This window comes from Lancefieldella rimae ATCC 49626, assembly GCF_000174015.1.
GTDB classification, from domain to species: domain Bacteria; phylum Actinomycetota; class Coriobacteriia; order Coriobacteriales; family Atopobiaceae; genus Lancefieldella; species Lancefieldella rimae.
In genome coordinates this window covers 62907-84201 of the sequence record NZ_ACFE01000005.1, presented here as the reverse complement: position 1 = coordinate 84201, position 21295 = coordinate 62907, and the positions used below count along the sequence as shown (strand labels likewise).

The following is a 21295-nucleotide window of genomic DNA, read 5'->3' as shown; positions in this document are numbered from 1 at the left end:
TTGAACTTTTAGGATTTCTTAAAGTGGATTTCAGATGTTACATAACTGTTTCTTCTTGCGAAAACGGCTAAAAAAAGCGTATATTTTAATGGTTATTGAATCTGTAGGCCAATAAACGGAATAGGTGATTTTATGGCTAACAGTCTGACCCGTCGATCTTTCTTTGAGGTTTCCGGTCTTGCTGCAGCAGGTCTTGGACTTACCGCCTGCGGTGGAGGCAACGGTGCTCAGGGAGGTTCCGGCGATACAGGAGTTGAGCCACAGGACGGCTCTCCGGCAACAACCGCTCTCGACAAGCTCCCGCTTCCTGAGAAGGGCAAGACGTACAACAACCCCAAGAAGCGCGACGACGTCAAAGACGACGGAACGGTAACGTTGGCCATCAATGAGGTCGGCCCCAATTGGAATTATGTGGGGCTTGAAGGTAATACAACCTACATGAACTGGCTGTGGTCTTTGTATATGCCCATTGGTATGGTTGTTACCGATGCAACCGGTTCTAAATACACAGCAAATCCGGATTATATTAAATCCCTATCCTCTGATGAGTCTTCAGGCAAGCAGGTTATTACCGTTGTGTATGCCGATCAAGCCAAGTTCAACGATGGAACCGATATTGACTGGAAAGCACTTGAAACTGCATGGAAGTGCCTCTCCGGCCAAAGTAGCGACTACGAGGTTCCCGGAACCGATGGCTACGACAAGATTGAAAGCGTTACTCAGGGTGATACCGCAAAGACGGCAGTTATTACCATGAGAGAGCCGGTTTATCCGTATGAGGCTCTTGTAGACAGGGTGCTTCACCCCGATTTCCTTGATGTTGATACGTTTAACAGTGGCTTTTTGAATAATCCTCATGTTGAATATGGTGCTGGTCCTTACATTGTTGATTCCTTCGATGATACCCATGCTACTTTCAAGCCCAATCCCAAGTGGTGGGGGGATGCTCCTAAATCTACGACGATAACGTATAAACAGATGGAAGCCCAGGCTACCTTTAATGCGTTCAAAAACGGTGAGATTGACTCTGTCGGTACGGGTCTTTCCGGTACTGCTGAGATGCTTTCCAACTTTAACAGCATGGAAGACGCTCAGATTCGTCGTGGCCTTTCTACCTCTATTGCGGTTATTGAGATTAACTCTACACGCGGAGTGCTTCAGGATATTGCAGTCCGTAAGGCATTCTGCCAGGCAGTCGATCCCGCAACCATCGTTTCCATCGTTTTCCAGGGCGTCAATTGGCAAGAGGAAGCGCCAGGTTCCATGCTCCTTCCGTACTGGGCAGACGGCTATGAGGACAACCGTCCTGATGATTTAAAGAACCTTAAGGACGCTTCCGCTCGTACCGCAGCTGCAAAGAAGACACTTGAGGATGCAGGCTATAAGGCTGGCTCTGATGGCATCTACGCAAAGGGCGATACCAAGGCAAGCTTCTCCTTTACTACCTTTGGTGACTCCACAAGCGTTAAGAACCGTTCTGCTGCCATTCAGAAGATGGCAAAGGATGCGGGTATTCAAGTTGATATTGACAACCACGCCTCTTCTGAGTTCTCTAAGCTTTTGAGCTCCGGTGCATGGGATACTTGTCTTTTCGCTTGGAATGGTACTACTACCTCCATTTGGAATGGTGTCCAGCTATACGGTTCAGAGTCTTCTTCTAACTTTGGTAAGCAGGGCACTGCCGAAACTGATGCTGAGTTTGCAAAGGTTCCTTCCATTAAGGATAAGACTGCACAGGCTAAGCAGTGCAACGATACCGAAAAGAAGCTGATGGAAACCTATGCCTATCTGCCTCTGTTCACCGGTCCTGACTGCTCTGTTGTCAAGAAGGGTCTGGCAAACTACGGTCCTTCACTCTTTGAGTCCACGCCTGTAACCGATCTTGGTTGGCAGAAAGACTAAGCTTGGGGGATAGAGTTTCGTGAAGGGCTGTGTTGAGAAAAACTTTCTTGATTTTCTCGCGCGCAATGGAGCGGAATGTGTTAGTATATCCCTCGCTGTAAAGCATGTCGGAGTGGCGGAATTGGCAGACGCGCTAGCTTGAGGTGCTAGTGACTTACTAAACGGTCGTGCGGGTTCAAGTCCCGCCTCCGACACCACGAAAAGAGTAGCGAGCCTCCCCGGAGGCTCGCTTTTCATGTGTTTATCGCATTTGTAAACAGAACGTTTCCATACGTTAAACAATCTGTTTCTATATATTGAACAGTCTGTTTCCGATTACATCCTCATTTTTTGATTTGCTATAGTGAGCAAATCAGCAGTTCACTGTTAATGGAATGGGTGATCGTATGACGTACAAAAATCTTTCCCGTCGTTCGTTTTTAACGCTTTCCGGTGTTGCCGTCGCAGGTTTCGGCCTTGTCGGCTGCAATAACGGTGGCACCGCCAACGATGGAAATAAGGTGTCCGGTGACGCTGAGCCATTAGAGGGAAGTCCGGCTACCACGGCTCTTGACAAACTTCCTCTTCCTGAGAAGGGCCAGGTCTACATCAACGCCAAGAAGCGTGACGAGATTAAGGACGGTGGCACCCTTACGCTGCCCATCAATGAGATTGGACCGGATTGGAATTACCTTAATGTAGCGGGAAACACTGTCTACATGCACGATCTTTGGAATTACTACATGCCTGCCCTTTGCGTGCTTGGTGATGCCACGGGATCCAAGATTGAACCCAATCCTGACTTCATCAAGTCCATCAAGGTGGACGAGAGTACTGGTAAACAGGTCATTACGGTTGAATATGCCGAGAAGGCCGTCTTTAACGATGGCACCTCCATGGACTGGCAGGCTTTTAATGCCGTCTATACCGTTATGAGTGGCAAGAATGCGGACTACACGCCTTCTGCTACCGACGGCTATGACAAGATTGAAAGCGTCGCCAAAGGTGATACTGACAAGATTGCCGTTGTTACCATGACAGAGCCCGTGTATCCGGCTGAGGCGCTCTTTGGCGTTGCCTTACACCCATCTGCAGTTGATGTCGATACCTTCAATAATGGCTGGGCCAATAATCCACATGCCGAGTGGGGCGCAGGTCCGTTTACCATTGACTCTTTCAATGACACGCAGGTGACCTTCAAGCAAAATCCCAACTGGTGGGGTGATAAGCCAAAGCTTGATACGATTGTCTTCAAGCAGATGGAGGCCCAGGCGCTCTTCAATGCGTTCAAAAACGGAGAGATTGATACAACCGGCGCAACTCAGTCCGGCTCTGCCGAGATGCTCTCCAACTTCAATAGCATGGAGGACGCACAGATACGGCGCGCATACGGTAAGTCGGTCTATAACATTGAGATTAACTCCACACGTGGCGCTCTTACCGATATCAACGTCCGTAAGGCATTCTGTCAATCCATTGATCCTTCGGTCATCGTCTCCATCGTTTTCCAGGGTGTCAATTGGCAGGAGGAAGCTCCGGGTTCCATGCTTCTTCAGACGTGGTCTGACGGCTATGAGAACAACCTGCCCTCTGATGTTAAGGATCTAAAGGACAGCGCTGCACATACCGCAGCAGCAAAGAAGACGCTTGAGGATGCGGGCTATGCGCTCGGCTCCGACGGAATCTATGCCAAGGACGGCACCAGAGCGGCCTTTGCCTTTACAACGTTTGGCGATTCGGCAACCACTAAGAACCGTGCGGCCGCAGTGCAGAAGATGGCCAAGGATGCCGGCATTGAAGTTACGATTGACAACCACCCGTCCTCCGAGTTCTCCAAGGTATTGGTTTCTGGCGATTGGGACACTTGCCTGTTTGGATGGAGCGGCACCGCAACCTCCATTTGGAACGGCGGTCAGCTCTATGGATCTGAGTCCGAGTCCAACTTTGCCAAGTGCGGTAACGCAGAAATTGATGCCGAGTTTGCGAAGGTTCCTTCCATTTCCGACCACGCCAAACAGGTCAAAGCAAGCAACGATGCCGAGAAGAAGAGCATGGCTACCTACGGTTACCTGCCTGTCTACTCCGGCCCTGAAGTTATTGTTACCAAGAAGGGTATTGCTAATGTCGGACCATGCCTGTACCTTGACATTCGTACCGAGGATATCGGCTGGGAGAAGTAAGGTAAAAAGCGGTTACGTACCACTTGACCTTGTCGGTTTGCATCTTTTATCGTGCATTAAAAGCGGGTCCTTCGGGGCCCGCTTTTTCGTGCTGCTTAAATCCATATAACCGTGCTGCTTAAATCTCTATAACTCCAAAACTTCAACGTCCATAATTATGGGACAGTTTGTAATTTGCTGATTGCATAATAGTCCGGAGTCTCTCTCATTGCTGATTTCGTGGCACAATACCATTTGAGAGATGAAAGGTGACACCTATGGCGGAGTCTGTAAAAAAGCATGAATTGAGTGTGCAGTCTGTTGATGGAATTATCGACGGCACCGTTACCGCAACACTTGCGCGTATTTTGCAACTTGTGGGAGATGCTATCGTTATTTTTGATGTGGACGGCCGCGTACTTCTCGCCAATGACGAGGCGGTAAGGCTTTTTAGATGGCATGAGGAAGACTTTGTTGGATCCGACATTCGCACATATTTTGCGCCCGGTACAACGGAAGTTGAGTCAACGGCGTTCTCTCCGGAGTCACTACCTTTTGCGCTTGACGGGAGCACAGCGCTTGTAATGGTCTCGGGCGCTGCCGGTGAACCTTTGGCGCTGCGAGTGCGTTCCGAGCGGGTAGGGACGCCTACAGAGGCTTTCGTGCTCGTTGCCGCTCCGGTAGACAATGAGATAATTTCCAATCGAGAAGAACTACGTACGATAGAAGACCTTCATCGAGCAAATAAGAGGCTTTCGGGAGCCCTCCACATTGTGCTGGATACATTGGACTCAGAGAATATGGGTCAGTTGCTTGAGCGCGTGCTCACGGAGATCTCCGACACCATGGAGGCTGACGGCGCGCTGATATATCTTGCAGAAAATGACGGCTTTCATTTGCATGGGGTAACCGAATCCGTTTCAAGGGCCCTGTCTCCTCGTTTTGTTCGGTTTGGTCATACCATCGAAAAGCTCTGCTCAGATGCGGGCCATGCATTGCGTCTGCGGATAATGCCGCCGGATCATGAGGATCTACGCAATGGGCACCTGGACTTCCGGAGCGTCGTGAACGATGACACGCGCGAGGTTTATGCAGTTGCGACACATCATCTACCGCCGTTTATGAGCTTTATCGCAGTACCCGTATGGTTTGGCGGGCAAATCATAGCGCTTATCGAGGTAGGATGGAAAACCGTGCATCCCTTAAGCTCTGATGACACGCGTCTTCTGGACTCTATTTCAAATTACTTGTCGGTACAGCTTGTTGGTGCGCTTTCCGCGATGCGTACGCAACGCCGTTCAGAATTGCGCGAGCTTTCGGTTGATATTCGTAATCGGTTACTTGCGGCGGCCAATACTGAGGGAAAATCTGCTTTTGAGTTGTTGCCGGAGATCATGCAAGAGATCGCTGAAGCTCTTGACGCGGTTGTTTTTCCGGTTGGTTGGTGTGAGGTATCGGGAAAGAAGGTAGTACATCCCACGAAGGGCTCGGTATTTGAGCTTCCGGCTGACTTGGGGGAGGACCTAACAAAAGAAGAGGAAGCTCAAGTAGTTGCAGTTGCGCCTGAGTCAGAATTGAGCGAAGCGCTTCATGCGCTTGGACAACCGTGTGTAGGCGCGGCACTTCTCGCCGGGAAACTAGAGGGAGCGTGTCGTACCTGGCTCTTTTTACGTGAGTATGGATCTGAGCCCATGAGTGACATTGATCTGGAGCTTTTGAGTCGCGTGGCCGTGAGCGTTCGCGCGATTGTCGCGGGTGCGGAGGAGAGTCAGCAAAATAAGCGTATCTCACAGGCGTTGATGACAGGCATGAAGAACGAACTGCAGCATGTTGATGGTATTGATGCGCAAGGGATTTATTCGTCCGCAACGGCCGAAGCTTTTGTCGGCGGTGATTTTTACAGTCTGGTGAGGCTTTCGGGGCGACGTGCATGCATCATTATGGGAGATGTTTCCGGCAAGGGCATCGAGGCCGCCTCAGTGTCGTCGGCGGTCAAGACCGCGCTTTCCGCATATGCGTGGGAGGGGATAGGACCCGCCCGTATGGTAGCAAATCTGAATGAGTTTCTTTTGGGCTTCTCGCGCGTTGAGACGTTTGCGACGCTCTTTGTCGGCGTGGTTGATCTTGCAAAGGGCGTTCTCACGTACTGCTCGGCGGGACATCCGCCTGCAGCGCTCGTGCGTGCGGCTACGGGTGAAGCTCAGCTTTTAGATGTGCAGTCCGGAGTCGTAGGGGCATTTCAAGATATGACGTACAAAAACGGCTATGTTGAGCTGCATAAAGACGACATTTTGTTTCTCTATACCGACGGTACGACTGAAGCGAGAAGCCCTGAGGGAGCTTTCTTTGGCGAAACAGGCTTGCGCGATATGGTCATGAGTGAGGTTCCTCGCGGCTTTGAGGGGCTTCTCGACCGGTTTTTGGCAACGCTTGACAGTTATACCGGGCGCAGGCTCGAAGATGATGTCGCTATGGTTGCACTGCGGTTTTCCGGCCTTTTGTCGTAGTCTTTTGGTGCGGTAGCTTTCTGGTGCGCATGCAATCGATGTGTGCAATCGATGTCCGAAATCGGTGCACGCAATCGGTGTACGAAATCGGCGCACGCAATCGGTGTACGAAATCGGCGTATACAATCCGATTGATGTGTTGGGGTGTCTTGTTGCTTGATGTGTTGGGATGGCTTGTTCTGAAATAAATTTTTGCATGTGGGAACAAAGCTTGTATGCGAACAAAACCCAACATAGTAGTGCTTTCCCTAAGTTCTGACCTTGATGTCACAACGGTTCCTGCCGTCCGTCGCGAGGTCGAGAGTCTTTTGAAGCAGGGATGTTTGCGAATCATACTGAATATGGCGGACGTTTCTTACGTTGATTCCGCCGGTATGAGCTTTATTATGTGCGCCCTACGACGTATCTGCGCGATGGGCGGGCTTATGAGTTTGACCAATGTGTCACAGCCGGTATTTCGCGGGCTGTCTCGTATGCGCTTGGTGGATTTTATGCCGGTTGCGCGCGTGGGGGCGCGTGAGCATATTGCTCCGTTGGATCCTCGGGTGCACCCGCTTTGGCAGACAACCTTTCGGGTGGATCCAACTGCACTTTGTACGGCTCGCACGAGGCTTGACGAGCTGCTCGCCAGTGTGCCGTTTTCCAACGACGCGAGATTTGATTTGAAGCTTGCGGTAGGAGAGGCCATTGGCAACGCCGCCGACCATACCTGTGAGGGTGGTATTTTGACAACGGTCGCGGCATACGCCGATCGGGTAATCATTGATGTGGCTGATTGCGGTGCGGGATACACGTTGGCGGACGACGAGGAACCTCCGGAGGTGAGCTGTTGTTCTGAGCGAGGTCGCGGGGTGAAGCTGATGCGACTTCTCACCGATGCGGTTTCTATCTCGGTAAAGCCATCGGGGAAGGGCACCGTTGTGCATCTCGTGAAACTCGTGCGGTAGAGATTTTGGGTTGTGATTTTATAACAGCTACCTGTGATGCACATCCTGTGACCTGTGATGCACTTCTCACAACCTGTGATGTACTTTTCTGCTTCAAAACAGGGGGCTGTGATGTACTTTTGGCGAGAAAACCGGTCTTATCGCCATAAAAAAGTACATCACAGCTCCGAAAAAGTACCTCACAACTCTGCAAGTACCTCACAGGCCATCTCGTTAATAAACTTGGTTGCTGTTGGCAGAGCCTCAATCAAATGGCGCACAGTTTTTGATAGTATGAACGGCTTGCCTGTTCTAGATCACTCCATAACTTCAATCTTTTTTGGAGTTCGAGTTTTTTCTTTTCTTGCGAGGGTTTATGGACGGGCATGTTCAATTCATTGCGAATCGTTTCAAATAGATTGTCCATTATAACGATATCGTCATAATCCTCTTTCCATATGACATATTCAATTATCCCTAAAGCCTGCAGCTCATTTCTGCGTATATCATCGAGCCTGTGTTGTTTTTGATTTGCATGATATCGGCCGTTATATTCAAGAGCAATGCCCCATTTTCTTTTTTCTGTTTGCGTTGGAACATCCTTAAAGCAAAAAAGCAAATCGGGTTTTCTTATAGACCGTTCTCTCATGCGAGAAGTCATTCGTTGTACCATGACGCTCTTATTGACCTCTATTTTTCCGAGGTTGTATCCGCCTTTTGAAAATGGAAGAGTTGCCCGGATATACAGTTTTGTTTCCATCGGCGAACCGGCCAGTCCGCAGCACATAGATAAAGCCTTAAGGACTCGGGTTTTGGCATTTCCGCTTTCAAGCTGTTTCAGAGTGTTTTGGATGCTGGCTATTGATGTAAGTGGAAATTGATGGGGATAAAGTACAGGCTCTTCATCGCCCTTAAAAGTATAGAGACCACAAATTTCCGAGATAAGAAACACTAGCTCAAGAATGCTAAGCGTTCGTGACATAACGACCGGCAAAAATGATGGAGAAACACAATAAAGCTCTCCAGTAATGTGGATAACAGCGTTTTCCGGTAGTGGCTTACTAAAAACATAAGCCGAAACCTTCTTTGATCGATGCCTGCAAAGAGGGTTAGAAACCAATACATCAAGAGGGAAATTCTTTTGCGTTTTAAAAAGATTTTGCAAAACTTCATGGGTTGCAGCAACATCAAATAGCTTAGGAAACTCTCGCGGAGCAAAATGCGGATTTTTGCCAAAAGCTACTGCAAAGCGACGAAAAGATTCTTGTCGCATCAAAATCAAGGCACTTTTATGTGAAATCAATACTCTCATAGACTTCTTTATAGGCCTCCCCATAGATCTCCTGTGGATTTCCTGTAGATCTCCTATCGATCTCCTATAGGCGTATTGTATGTGAGCGGAGTTCAAAGCTGAGGTGGTTTTTATATGGATTTATCAGTAGTTATTTGACCGTTATCTGACTGATATCTGACTGGTATCTGACTGGCATAGCCTATTGTTTGCTATGCCGTATGTAGTTAAGTCAGGAGATATCGAGGTGCGTTATATATAGAGGTGGTTATACGGTAGCCGCCAAACCTGTGAGGTACTTTTGCAGAGCTGTGAGGTACTTTTTTATAGCGATAAGACCGGTTTTCTCGCCAAAAGTACATCACAGCCCCCTGTTTTGAAGCAGAAAAGTACATCACAGGTTGTGAAAAGTACATCACAGGTCACAGGATGTGCATCAGAAGTCGTAAGAAGTGCACCGCAAGTTGCAAGAAATCACATCACAGGTTGCCGCAACAACTTTACAGGTTCGGAAAAACTACGGGTCTCATGGTGTCAAAAGCTCAGGGTTTCATAAAAAGCATCTGATGCGTAAATGCACCAGATGCTTAACATTTACTGGAGGCGAGACCCGGATTCGAACCGGGGATAAAGGCTTTGCAGGCCTCTGCCTTACCACTTGGCCATCTCGCCAAAGATGACGTATAAAAAAGGCCGAACAAGTCCGGCCGAAAAATCATGGAGCGGGCTACGGGGTTCGAACCCGCGACCTCAACCTTGGCAAGGTTGCGCGCTACCAACTGCGCTAAGCCCGCGAACGCGAGGAATAATATACGCAAACCTAGCGACCAATGCAAGCGAAAACATGAAATTCATGCAAACTTTTTGTTTCGGATGCTTTTTTCGGACGTTTATGGGCCTGAATTTACCGTTGCGTATCAAGATCGGTATGCGCAAATTGATGCACCTCTCAACTCTGATGCTCCGGTTCTCATATCGTAAAAATATCGTATCCTAGAAGAAGTGGCTATTGATTGGAATCGTTTCATGCTGTTTATCATTGCGTCGCTTCTGGCGCTTTTGGGTATTATATGGCTCGTCGTACGCGGATTTGCCAATGCATTCCGCTTCTTTGCCGATTGGCTTTCAGATGGCGAGAAGCTTGAAGATAAAGAGTCGGGTGTTGCGGCACCTGCGGCGACCGCAACAGCACCCGCAACGTCAACAGCGACGACAACAGCAACGGCAACGACAACGACAACGACAACGACAACGACGCCCACAACGTCAACGCCACTCGCAACCGCGGCGCGTGATGCGACAGCCGCAACCGCGGCAAATCCCACTGCAAAAAACAGAGTCGTTGCCATATTTTCATATCCCGAAAAAATACATTCCACAAAAGTAAAGAGGGAGAGTTATCTTGATGCCATGCATATGGGCTGGTACCAGGTTGTAATCCTTTTTGTGGTAGGCAGCATGGCGGGATTGCTCCTCGAAGAAATCTGGATGCTTATCACTGCCGGTCTCACCGAATCAAGAGTGGGACTTGTGTGGGGACCGTTTTCTCCGCTTTATGGCGCAGGCACCGTTCTTCTCACGCTCATAAGCTATCAACTTCGTAGAAGACACGCCCATAACGTGGTGGTTTTTTGCATCTCCGCCGTTGTCGGAGGTCTCCTTGAGGAGATTACCGGCTGGGGGATGCTGACATTTTTCCACATGCAGTCATGGACCTATGCGTTTCTTCCCGATCACATTACTGAATTTGTAGCGTGGCGATTTTTGTTTTTCTGGGGGCTTCTTGGCCTGATATGGTGCCGTTTTGTTATGCCTCGCGCGCTCTATCATATAGGAGAGCCAACTTCCAAGCGTCAAGCCATTTTTATTACGCTTATATCACTGTATCTTGTGGCTGATATAGGAATGACGGTAGCTTGCTTTATGCGGGCCACCGCGCGGGACGTGGGAATTCCGCCGCAAAATACGTTTGAGCAGTGGGTAGATATGCATTATTCAAATGAGTTCATTTCGGCCCGATTCCAAAATCTTTCGACCGGCGTTGAGAAAGCAAAATAGCATGAATGAGCAAAATAGCATGAATGACGAGATGCATGACGAGATACATGACGAAATACGTGACGAGATGCGTGACGAGAAAAACTTGAATGACAGCTGTCATGACCAAAAGGAATATGTTGAGAAGAACCGCTCGGTGTACCTCGACTTTGCAGCCGCAACACCCATGGACCCTGAGGTTGTTCAAGCAATGCTGCCGTACTATACCGAACTCTTCTATAACCCGTCTGCTCCGTACGCCCGTGCTCGGGCAATCAGAGATGAGGTGGAGCGAGCACGCGCATCACTAGCACACGGCATTGGAGCCAGACCGGGAAATATCGTCTTGACGGCAGGCGCTACGGAAGCCAACAACCTGGCATTTGCGACGGTATCGGAAGACGGACACGTCATTGTCGACGCCATTGAGCATGAGAGCATTCTTGCGTGCGCCGGAGGCTTCAGCCGCAAGACGCTTCGCGTGGGCGCAGATGGGCGCGTGGATCCAAAAAGCGTTGCCGCAGCGCTTAGACCTGAGACAGAGTTGGTTTCCATAGAGCTGGCAAACGGCGAGATTGGCACCATTCAACCCATACGAGAGATTTCCGCTGTTGTCGCGCGCGAACGTAATCGCCGCTTAAAGGCGGGCGAGAAGCGCCACATTTATTTTCATGCCGACGCTTCACAGGCCACTTCCACGCTTTCGGTCAACGTTTCTTCTCTCGGGGTTGACATGATGACGCTTTCCGCCGCTAAGATTTATGGCCCCAAGCAGGTGGGACTTTTATGGGCGTCTGATGACGTGCGGCTTCGGCCGCTTGTGCTTGGTGGTGGCCAGGAGGGAGGCGTGCGTTCGGGTACGGAAAACGTTGCGGGTATTATCGGCTTTGCTCGTGCACTTGAGATGGTACAGGCCCGGCAAAAAGATGAGGCCCGCCGTCTTTCTCGCCTGCGTGATCTTTTGCAGAGGCTGCTTGTCAAAGAGTTTCCGCAGATGGTCGTTTCCGGTCCAAAAAACGCAAAGCTTCGTCTTCCCAGTTTGTTGCACGTGTCGTTTCCTGAGATTGAAGCACGTCGTTTGGTTATTCTGCTTGAGCGCGAAGGCGTTTCGGTGGGAACGGGATCGGCTTGCGCAGCGTCAAAAATGCACATATCGCATGTCCTTGAGGCAATCGGAGCACCCCGTGAGGTAGCTGCGGGAAGTCTGCGCTTAACGCTGGGACACTCAACAACCGAGGCAGATATCATATATGCAGCCGAAGCCATTATCCGTGCGGTTCATGCGGAGCAAGATCGCATACAGAACGCGCGTTTATCGTATGGAGACATCAATGGATAAAGTGTATTTGGGCATGAGCGGCGGCGTCGATTCGGCGCTTTCGGCAGCACTTCTTTTGGAACAAGGCTTTGACGTTCATGCGGTGTATATGCGCAACTGGTCGAAGGATCTTCCCGGATTTCATTGCCCGTGGGCAGACGATTTGGCCGATGCGGAGCGCGTGGCCGTTTCTCTTGGCATTGATCTGGCGGTGTGGGACTGCGAGAAGGAATACAAAGAGACGGTCGTTGACTATCTGCTTGATTCCTATGCTCACGGGTATACCCCCAACCCCGATGTCATGTGTAACCAAACCGTCAAGTTTGGCACGTTTGCGAAGCGAGCCTTTTCCGAAGGGGCCGACTATATCGCAACGGGCCATTATGCGCGCCTCGCCTCCGGCGAGAAGAACGCCTGCGGTGGTGACGATGCAAATAATACGACCGGGATGGCCGGAGCAATGCACGGCAGCGGAACTTCTTGCCTTATGCGCGCCGCCGATGAGCATAAAGATCAGACGTATTTTCTCTGGCGTGTTCCGAGTGAGATTTTCGACAGAACGATTTTTCCGATTGGCGATATTCCCACAAAGGCTGAGGTGCGCGCCATGTGTGCTGATCGGGGTCTCGGCATTGAGAATAAGCCTGATTCCGATGGGATCTGCTTTATCGGACCGGTTGGGCTCCGTACGTTTTTGCTTGATGCATTTGAGCGCAAAACAGGCGATATTATTGAGTGGGAGAGCGGGAAAAAGCTTGGCGAACATGACGGTGCTTTTTTGTTTACCATAGGGCAGCGTAAGGGACTTTCCGTTGGAGGAGGCCCTGCTCATTATGTGGTGGCAACGGACACAAATACAAATACCGTGTATGTAACGTCTGATCCCCTGAGTGCGGCACTTTGGACAAAGACGATGGATATTGTGGACACACACTGGATTTCCGGATGTGTGCCGGCAGATGGCGCATATACCGTGCGCACGCGCCATACTGGTGAGCTGCGTCCGTGCATGTTAACAAAAGTGAGTGCCACGACCATGCGTATTACCTATGAGGTTCCGGTACGTACGGTAGCACCCGGTCAATCGGCGGTTTTTTATGATGGCCTGGTGTGCATCGGTGGCGGAATCATTGAGCGTGATGAAGAGCTTCTCGCCAAATTTGCAGAATAGCTGATGGCGCGTTTGTCTCGCTAGGCAGTGTCTGTTGCAGGTATACTTACATACGTTAGGGATAAGAAATTTACGAGAAGAGGCTTAAGGTCGGGAGGTGTTCATGGATCGTCCGGAAGATGTTGTTCCGTCAAAGTCAACAAGCGTAAAGCCTGGATCTCCAAAGGCGACCAAGCCTAAAGTAAAAATTACTCCGAAGGTGGCGGTGAGTCCAAACTCCGCTTCCGAATCAGTAGAAGATGCTCGTAAAAGTTATGGACAGGTTCGCAAAAGCGTTCTGTTTTTGGTGCTTGTGAGTGTTCTCTACGGTGTTTACATCGTATTTTCCGGACAGTTCGACGAGTTTGTTGGAGCGCTTGCCGGTGTTGATACCAGCTGGCTTATAGCCGGTGCTTTTGCGTACTTTGCATATTATTTGCTGGGAATTTTTGCGTACATTATTTCGGTTATTACCGATCCGGAATGTCCCGTAGGCATCCGCGACCTTATGAGCGTTGAGGCGGCGGGTATCTTCTTTATGAATCTCACGCCCAATGGAGCAGGAGCCGCTCCCGCGCAGATTTTTCGCCTTACAAGAGCGGGCATTTCCGTGGGACAGGCAGGCGCGCTTCAGTTTACGCGGTTTGTGATGTATGAAGCGGGAGAAGGAATATTTGCCGCTCTTATTCTGCTGTTCAGGTTCAATTACTTCTTTGAGCAGTTTGGTGATGTGACAATTGTCGGTGTCGTTCTCTTTGGTGCAAAAATTCTCATGGTTGGAGGGATGCTTGCAATCTGTCTGCTGCCGCGTATGGTTGTTGCACTGGGCAATTGGGGACTCCGGATCCTTTCACGTTTTGGCATTGTAAAGCGCTATGACCATTGGCATGAGATTATTAATACGCAGGTACATGAGTTTTCGGCCGGATTCAAAAATGCCGCTAAAAATATTCCTGAGATGTGCGTTGTACTTGTCATCACCCTTTTTCAGCTGGGATGTCTTTACTCCTTGCCGTACTTTGTGTTGAATGCCCTCGGACAACCTGCGGATCTTTTGACCTGCCTGGCGTCCGGTTCCATGCTGGAACTTCTTACCTCGGCAATTCCGCTTCCGGGAGGTACCGGTGGCGCTGAGGGCGGCTTTGCGTTTCTCTTTGCACACATGTTTGGCGAGAAGATCGCTGCGGGTTTCGTATTGTGGCGTGCCATTGAGTATTTTCTTCCGACACTCTTTGCGTCCATGCTCCTCGGCCTGCGCTCTCATGGCGGCCCGACGGTATATCAGCGTTGGACAAGAGCGGTAACTTCTCTTTCCGCATTTATTTCAGGCGAGAAGCGCTTGGGACAGAAAAAGTCTACGGCTGCCGGTGGTATTCGTGTCAAGGTGAATACCAAGTCTCAAAAGAAGTAGGGTATCAAGAAAGCTTAAAGAAAGTTGTAAATGGCACTTGCGCCAATCGTAGTTTTTGTCGTACTATATCCCTCGCTGCAATTGAGCAGCTTTATTCGGGCGTTTAGCTCAGGGGGACGAGCGCTTCCCTGACACGGAAGAGGTCACAAGTTCAAATCTTGTAACGCCCACCACAGACTCACAGGTCATCGGGTTTTCTCGATGGCCTGTTTTACTTAGAGTAATGCTATTTCTACTTAAATTGGCTGAATGCAAACGTGTCTAAAAACCTATTGTAAATCTAGAGAAAAAATGTACTCAATATAATCAGACAATTACTACGTTCGCCGATCCTATGAGCCTATTACCGAATAAAAGTAACCTTTAGTAAACATATTTCTGATGCTTTTTATATAATAGCGAATAAGGTTAGGGAGCTTTTGTTAAAGAGAGTGAGGTCTCTACGAGCCATGAACATAGATTTCAAATGGCGTCGGAGGCTACTGGTAGTTGAGACTATCATATCGGTAAGCTTTTCAACCTTGTTAAAGTTCAAGCTTATAAGCCCGGTAATTTTTGCATGGTCCTTGATTCCTGTTACTATTCTCTTTTTTGCAGCAACCGTAACGGGAAATGAGACAAAGCCGATATTTAAGATTATTTCATGTGTGCTCTGGCTTGTAATAGTGGTGTATTCAATGATGTTCTTTTTGAATCAATGGTACATGGATTAAAAGATTACATACATGTAGTATAAATATGCCCCTAGGGGGTATTATGCTTTATACATAGGGCATCTCAGAAGGGGTGTTCATAAAGTGTGTAAAAGGAGAACATGTGTCGGCACTCAGTCAACCAAAAGCAACAGAGTCAAAGACCGAAGCGCAGTCTCAATCGGAGACCTGTTTGTGTGCCCATAAAAACAAACCCCGCTCGCAGGAGCTTAAATCAAGTGTGTCACGGCGTATCAATCGCGTGATCGGACAGCTCGGTGGTATTAAAACTATGGTCGAGGACGATCGCTACTGCGGAGACGTTCTTATCCAGCTTGCTGCTGTGGAATCTGCAGTAAAGGCGATTTCTCGGGAAGTGATGCAAGACCACCTGAAGTCTTGCGTGGTCGATCGTGTGCAGCAAGGCGATACTGACGTTATCGATGAGGTTATGGATCTCTTCAAGAAGTTTATGTAAGGCAAGGTTGCAAGATGGATCAGAAAACGTTTGATGTCATAGGAATGACGTGCGCAAGCTGTGCCGCTCATGTGGAAAAAGTGGCTGCTTCCGTTAGCGGTGTCAAAGAAGCTCGGGTCAACTTGCTCAAGAACTCAATGGAGGTTGATTTTGACGGCAATCAAAAGACGCTTCAGGATATAAGCGCTGCCGTCTCAAAGGCCGGCTATGAGGCACAACCTCGTCTTGAACAGAAGGTTGCTGTTTCATCTGAGGCTCGTGCGACGGACGCTGCTCAAAAGGAAGTTGAATCAAAAAAACGGCAGCTTATAGAGTCTCTCGCATGTGCCGTTCCGCTTTTTTACATAGCCATGGGGGACATGCTTGGCTGGCCGGTTCCGCCACAGCTTTCCGGTATGCGCAACATGATGAATCTTGCGCTTACTGAGCTTCTTCTCTGCATTCCCATACTTTTTATCAATCGACATTACTTTATCGGTGGTTTTCGTTCGCTTATCCATGGCGCACCTAATATGGACGCACTTATCGCGCTTGGTTCTTCCGCAAGTTTTGCCTACAGTGTGGTCAGCCTCTATCAAATGGCAAATGCCTTTGTCGCAGGGGATTGGACGGCTGCTCACATAGCCATGCATGGCATGTATTTTGAATCGGCGGGTTTGATTCTTGCCCTCATTACGCTGGGAAAGTTCTTTGAAGCTCGTGCGAAGGGACGTACCACCGGAGCCATTGAGGCTTTGATGAACCTTACTCCTAAGACGGCAGTGGTAGAGCGCGACGGCAAAGAAGAAACCGTCTCTGCCGCGGACGTTCACGTGGGCGACATTTTGGTAGTTCGCGCGGGAAGCGCCATTCCTGTGGACGGTGTGGTGGTGGAAGGGGAGAGTTCGGTAGATGAGTCGGCTATCACGGGCGAGGCAATCCCCGTGGAAAAGGCGGTTGGTGCGCACGTAACCGGCGCCACCGTTTCCGTCGGAGGCTGGTTCAAGATGCAAGCGCAGGCCGTAGGCGATGATACAACGCTTGCCGGCATCATCCGTCTTGTTGATGAGGCAACGAGCTCAAAGGCTCCCATAGAGCGCCGTGCCGATACCATTGCAGGCGTCTTTGTGCCGGTGGTCATGGTATTAGCGCTTCTCACCTTTGTCGGCTGGCTGTTTGTGTTTGCACCGGGTGATTTTGTCGTCGCTCTTTCTCATGCCGTGTCGGTGCTGGTAATTTCTTGCCCCTGTGCACTTGGTCTTGCAACGCCGACCGCCGTCATGGTAGGTACCGGTTTGGGCGCTTCTCAGGGCGTTTTGGTAAAGTCTGCCGAGGCGCTTGAAGGTGCGGCAGCAGCCACTACGGTTGTCTTTGATAAAACAGGAACTCTTACCGAAGGTAAGCCCAGCGTAACTGACGTAATTGCCACCGAAGGTGTGGAGACAGAAGATCTCATTGCTCTTGCGGCAACCCTTGAGCGTAAAAGCGAGCATCCTCTCGCGCAGGCGATTGTGGCCTATGCCGATATGCACTCTGCCAGCGTACCGGCCACTCAAACACAAGGCGAGAAGAACGCCGAACTCACGGATTTTATGCAGGTTGTGGGAGGCGGCCTTACAGCAACTCTTGCGGGTTCAAAAATCGCTGCAGGAAATAGGCGTCTTATGGAGCAGGAGGGCGTTGACCTTGGCGGCCTTGAAGCTTCCGCGAATACCTTAGCCTCCGATGCAAAAACACCACTCTTTTTTGCGAGAGACGGCAAGCTTGTAGGGATTATCGCCGTGGCGGATACCATAAAGCCAACAAGTGCGAAGACAATTCTGAAGCTGCGAGCCATGGGCATACAATCCATTATGCTCACGGGAGACCAAAAAACCACGGCGGCGGTGATTGGGGAAAAACTCAACGTTGACCGAGTGATTTCTGACGTTTTACCAAGCGAGAAGGAACTTCAAATCCGTCGTCTTCAAGAGTCCGGCGAGAATGTCATCATGGTGGGCGACGGCATTAACGATGCTCCGGCACTTGCTCGGGCAGATATCGGTATCGCTATTGGAGCAGGCACTGATGTGGCTATCAGCTCGGCAGACATTGTGCTTATGAAGTCAGATCCGACAGATGTTGCCGGAGCTATTGAACTTTCGAAAGCAACTCTCAGAAATATCAAGCAGAATCTCTTCTGGGCGCTCTTCTATAATGCTATTTGTATTCCGGTTGCCATGGGCTTTTTGGCGCCTTTGGGCGTTACGCTCAATCCGATGATAGGAGCGGCGGCCATGGGATTCTCGTCAGTTTTTGTAGTGACAAACGCCCTGCGTCTGCGCACGTGGAAACCAAAAGAAATTGATGTGAGTCATGTGGGATCCGTTGAAACTCAGGTTCAATCAGGTTTTGATGCGCAGTCAAAACCCATATGTACAACAGCAATACCTGTAATCGTACCGACACCGAAGGAAAGGAAAGAGCGTATGGAAAAGAAATTGAATGTTGAAGGAATGAGCTGTCAGCACTGTGTTGCACACGTTACTCAGGCGCTTGAAGCCGTAGAGGGCGTTTCTCGTGTGGAAGTATCGCTTGAAGATGCGTCTGCCATCGTTGAGTTTGACGGTGCCGTTTCTGACGAAGCGCTTATTGCCGCAGTCAAGAATGCGGGTTATGAAGCGAGTATTGCGTAAGACACCTTTAAGCGATAAGGAGGGTTACATGGTAGATGGACCTCGCATCGGTGCGCTTGAAGCCGGTGGAACCAAGATGGTTTTAGCGATAGGAACGCGAGAAGGAAAAATTTTCGAGCGTGAGGTTATGCCTACCACAGAGCCTGCGGGCATCGTTTCGAAGATGATTGCCTGGTTTGCCGAGCGAGAGATTGATGCGCTTGGAGTGGGAGCTTTTGGTCCTACGTGTGTTAACCCTGAGCTGCCCGATTATGGCAAGATACTCTCGACGCCTAAGCAAGGTTGGGTCAACTATGATTTTTTAGGGGCGCTGAGAGCAGGACTTGGTGTGCCCATTGGCTACGATACGGATGTCAATGCCGCGTGTTTAGGGGAGGCTCTTTTTGGCTCGGCACGTGGTTTGAAAAACGTTGTTTATCTTACGGTAGGAACGGGTATCGGAGCGGGCGTTCTTTTGGGTGGGAAGCTTCTGCATGGCATGTTGCATCCGGAGGCCGGCCACATTCCGATTGAGCGGGAGAAAGACGATCCGCTGGCGATGTCCGTCTGTCAGTATCACGTATCTTGTCTTGAGGGCCTTGCTTCAGGTCCTTCCATCGAGAAGCGCTGGGGACTTCCGGCCTCCGAGCTTGATGAAAAGCAGGAAGTATGGGAACTGGAAGCTACCTATCTTGCAAAGGCTCTGGCAGTGTATGTACTTTGCTATTCGCCGCAGCGTATTATTTTGGGTGGCGGCGTTATGAAACAGACTCAGCTCTTTCCGCTTATTCGCCAAAAACTTTTGGAAAACCTTAACGGCTATATCAATACAGCCGAACTTAGTGCGATTGATTCATATGTTGTTAGTGATGGCTGCAGTGGAAATCAAGGTATTCTTGGTGCGCTTGCCTTGGGCCTGCAGAGCTTGGATAGTTAGAGTACAAGCGGGTACAATGGGTAGCATATATTCACCCCATAAGCGGGTGTATGTATCAGAAGGTTGAATGGGTGTCTAAGAGGGGAAGCGTATGCCGGCAATTCTTACTCATGACTTTTTTGGAAAAGATGCCTTTGAGATAGCGGCCGGTAAGCTCGGCTTTGCCACGCTCGAAGAGCAGGAGGCCTTTTTGCTGGGCAACCAAGGTCCGGACCCTCTCTTTTTTCTGCAGGCAGACCCTTTGCTGCACCGTTGGGCGAATATGGGCTCACGTATGCACAAAGCCCGTACTCCCGAGCTATTGCTTTCCATGCGTGATGCTCTTGCGCCGCTGCCGCTTCAAGATGTTGCCGTTGCGCGTGCATATTGTGCGGGCTTTCTCTGCCACTATCTTTTGGATACCACGGCGCATCCGTTTGTGTTTTCCTTGCAGGACGGTTTAACGTCGATGGGCGTGGAAGGGCTTGATGAGCAAGCGGGACCTTTGGTGCACGCCGAGATAGAACGTGATCTTGATGAAGCGATTCTCTATGCTCGGACGGGAAAAACAATTAAAAGTTATCGTCCCTATTCCGAGGTGTTGCGCGCATCGCTGCGAACGCTTTATGTGCTTGACCGTGTGTATTTTTATGTGCTTTTGTGGACCTATGATCAACCGACCGATACAAGGATTTTCTCGTCTGCCGTTGTGGATAATCGAATGATTCAGCGTTTGATATATTCTCCCGATGGTAAGAAGGCGAAGTTTTTGAGTCGTGTGGAGCGTACCTTTGCTCCTCATCGGTATTCTCTCATGGAAGCAATCTCGCATCGGCTACGGGCTTCGGCTGATTCTGACTTTGACAACCATGAAGGCCATGCGTGGATTGATCCTGCAACAGGTACGAAACGCCATGAAAGTTTCTGGGATCTCTATGATGCCGCACTTGCCAATGTTCCCTATGCACTTGACATGTTCTTCTCGCATGATTTTAATTTGGAAGCTGCAAGAAAATTGACGCATGGTCTTAATTTTGACGGCAAGCCGTCTGTGGAAGACTGTTTGGGATCGCATAATCGTTAGGAGTTTTGTGGCAACATACGTTTTTACCGATATTCACGGGCACGCCAAGCCGCTCAGGCGGATACTTGAACGCATTGCGCCTCAAGATGAGGATCAATTTATTTGCCTTGGCGATATGATTGATCGCGGTCCTGATCCGCTTGGTGTCATCGAAACGGTCAAAACGTTGCCACACGCGGTAGTTCTCCAGGGCAACCATGAGCAGATGCTCGGGCGTTTTTTAGCGAATGAAGACGATACGGAAGCGCTTATTACGTGGATATACAACGGCGGCGAGACAACACGCGATCAGCTTAAGAGCTACTCTCAGCAGCAACGATTTGATCTTTTGGAGTGGCTGCAAAGTTTACCCTTGCATTATGAATGCATCAGGGGAGGGCGTCCATACATTCTTGTGCATGCCGGTATTCGTGCAGGTATTTCTCCGGTGCCTCCGGCGTGGAACCTTGAGACTCTGCATTCGTTTGTAGAGTTACAGAACACGGAGGATCTCCTGTGGATTCGCGAAGACTTTTGGTCTCGGCCTACTGGACTCGTTGATTCCGGGGGAAACGGTCCCATTGTCATTTGCGGACATACCCCTACGCCATATCTCGCTTCCGTGGGTGCTTCAAATATTAATCGGAGTGCGCAAAATGAGGAGGGCCTTGCGCAGTATATCCGCGCTGGCGCAACTCCCGCCACCGGTAACGTGCATGATAAGTGGGGCATTGATACGGGAACGGTCGGAGGCGCCGGATACGGGCAAGTGAGCGTAATTCGTCTTGATGATGAAGCGGAATTTACCGAGCCGCTTCAGGTGGGAGACTAAA

General features: G+C 49.9%; 14 protein-coding genes and 4 tRNA genes. 15 read left to right on the top strand and 3 right to left on the bottom strand.

The genetic code is table 11. The features are described from left to right. The first annotated feature begins 132 nt into the window (after positions 1 to 132). The 5 genes from ATORI0001_RS07295 (at position 133) to ATORI0001_RS07275 (ending at position 7494) form a co-directional block, all read left to right on the top strand. A complete protein-coding gene (locus tag ATORI0001_RS07295; RefSeq protein WP_003150474.1) occupies positions 133 to 1902 on the top strand; it encodes an ABC transporter family substrate-binding protein in 1770 nt (589 codons plus the stop codon). Positions 1903 to 2008: 106 nt separating this feature from the next. Next, positions 2009 to 2099 (top strand) — tRNA-Leu (locus ATORI0001_RS07290). A gap of 189 nt (positions 2100 to 2288) precedes the next feature. After that, entirely contained in the window at positions 2289 to 4061 is a 1773-nt protein-coding gene (locus tag ATORI0001_RS07285; RefSeq protein ID WP_003150537.1) for an ABC transporter family substrate-binding protein, read from the top strand. 257 nt (positions 4062 to 4318) lie between these two features. Continuing rightward, positions 4319 to 6547: a SpoIIE family protein phosphatase gene (locus ATORI0001_RS07280; RefSeq protein ID WP_003150619.1), complete on the top strand. Its 2229-nt coding sequence runs from the start codon at positions 4319 to 4321 to the stop codon at positions 6545 to 6547. Positions 6548 to 6762: 215 nt separating this feature from the next. Continuing rightward, the gene (locus ATORI0001_RS07275) at positions 6763 to 7494 is read left to right on the top strand and encodes an anti-sigma factor antagonist (protein ID WP_003150616.1); all 732 of its coding nucleotides are present in this window, start codon (positions 6763 to 6765) and stop codon (positions 7492 to 7494) included. 247 nt (positions 7495 to 7741) lie between these two features. On the opposite strand, the gene ATORI0001_RS07270 is transcribed toward ATORI0001_RS07275, so the two are convergent. From ATORI0001_RS07270 to ATORI0001_RS07260, 3 genes are all read right to left on the bottom strand, one after another. Beyond that, a complete protein-coding gene (locus ATORI0001_RS07270; RefSeq protein WP_003150626.1) occupies positions 7742 to 8809 on the bottom strand; it encodes a hypothetical protein in 1068 nt (355 codons plus the stop codon). Between the two features lie 553 nt (positions 8810 to 9362). After that, positions 9363 to 9436: transfer RNA gene (locus ATORI0001_RS07265), tRNA-Cys, on the bottom strand. A gap of 46 nt (positions 9437 to 9482) precedes the next feature. Next, positions 9483 to 9558, bottom strand: a tRNA-Gly gene (locus ATORI0001_RS07260). Between the two features lie 232 nt (positions 9559 to 9790). Here ATORI0001_RS07260 and ATORI0001_RS07255 point away from each other — a divergent pair. From ATORI0001_RS07255 to ATORI0001_RS07205, 10 genes are all read left to right on the top strand, one after another. After that, positions 9791 to 10822, top strand: coding sequence for a putative ABC transporter permease (locus ATORI0001_RS07255; RefSeq protein ID WP_003150479.1), 1032 nt, complete (start codon positions 9791 to 9793; stop codon positions 10820 to 10822). 19 nt (positions 10823 to 10841) lie between these two features. Beyond that, a complete protein-coding gene (locus tag ATORI0001_RS07250) occupies positions 10842 to 12140 on the top strand; it encodes a cysteine desulfurase family protein (RefSeq protein ID WP_003150545.1) in 1299 nt (432 codons plus the stop codon). Further along, on the top strand, positions 12133 to 13290 hold the full coding sequence (gene mnmA / locus ATORI0001_RS07245; RefSeq protein ID WP_040324676.1) for a tRNA 2-thiouridine(34) synthase MnmA: 1158 nt from the start codon (positions 12133 to 12135) through the stop codon (positions 13288 to 13290). Before ATORI0001_RS07250 ends, mnmA begins: the two co-directional genes overlap by 8 nt. Positions 13291 to 13393: 103 nt before the next feature. Then, positions 13394 to 14680: a lysylphosphatidylglycerol synthase transmembrane domain-containing protein gene (locus ATORI0001_RS07240; RefSeq protein ID WP_003150541.1), complete on the top strand. Its 1287-nt coding sequence runs from the start codon at positions 13394 to 13396 to the stop codon at positions 14678 to 14680. A 97-nt stretch (positions 14681 to 14777) separates the two neighbouring features. After that, positions 14778 to 14853 (top strand) — tRNA-Val (locus ATORI0001_RS07235). Positions 14854 to 15496: 643 nt separating this feature from the next. After that, positions 15497 to 15850, top strand: coding sequence for a metal-sensing transcriptional repressor (locus tag ATORI0001_RS07225; protein ID WP_003150453.1), 354 nt, complete (start codon positions 15497 to 15499; stop codon positions 15848 to 15850). Positions 15851 to 15864: 14 nt separating this feature from the next. Beyond that, positions 15865 to 18504 carry a heavy metal translocating P-type ATPase gene (locus ATORI0001_RS07220; RefSeq protein WP_003150575.1) on the top strand — a complete coding sequence of 880 codons (2640 nt, stop codon included), beginning with the start codon at positions 15865 to 15867 and terminating at the stop codon, positions 18502 to 18504. A 28-nt stretch (positions 18505 to 18532) separates the two neighbouring features. Continuing rightward, on the top strand, positions 18533 to 19420 hold the full coding sequence (locus ATORI0001_RS07215) for an ROK family protein (protein WP_003150623.1): 888 nt from the start codon (positions 18533 to 18535) through the stop codon (positions 19418 to 19420). A 91-nt stretch (positions 19421 to 19511) separates the two neighbouring features. Next, positions 19512 to 20483: a zinc dependent phospholipase C family protein gene (locus ATORI0001_RS07210; RefSeq protein WP_003150614.1), complete on the top strand. Its 972-nt coding sequence runs from the start codon at positions 19512 to 19514 to the stop codon at positions 20481 to 20483. A 7-nt stretch (positions 20484 to 20490) separates the two neighbouring features. Further along, positions 20491 to 21294 (top strand): metallophosphoesterase family protein, encoded by an 804-nt coding sequence (locus ATORI0001_RS07205; protein ID WP_003150485.1) that lies wholly within the window; start codon positions 20491 to 20493, stop codon positions 21292 to 21294. Position 21295 lies beyond the last annotated feature (1 nt).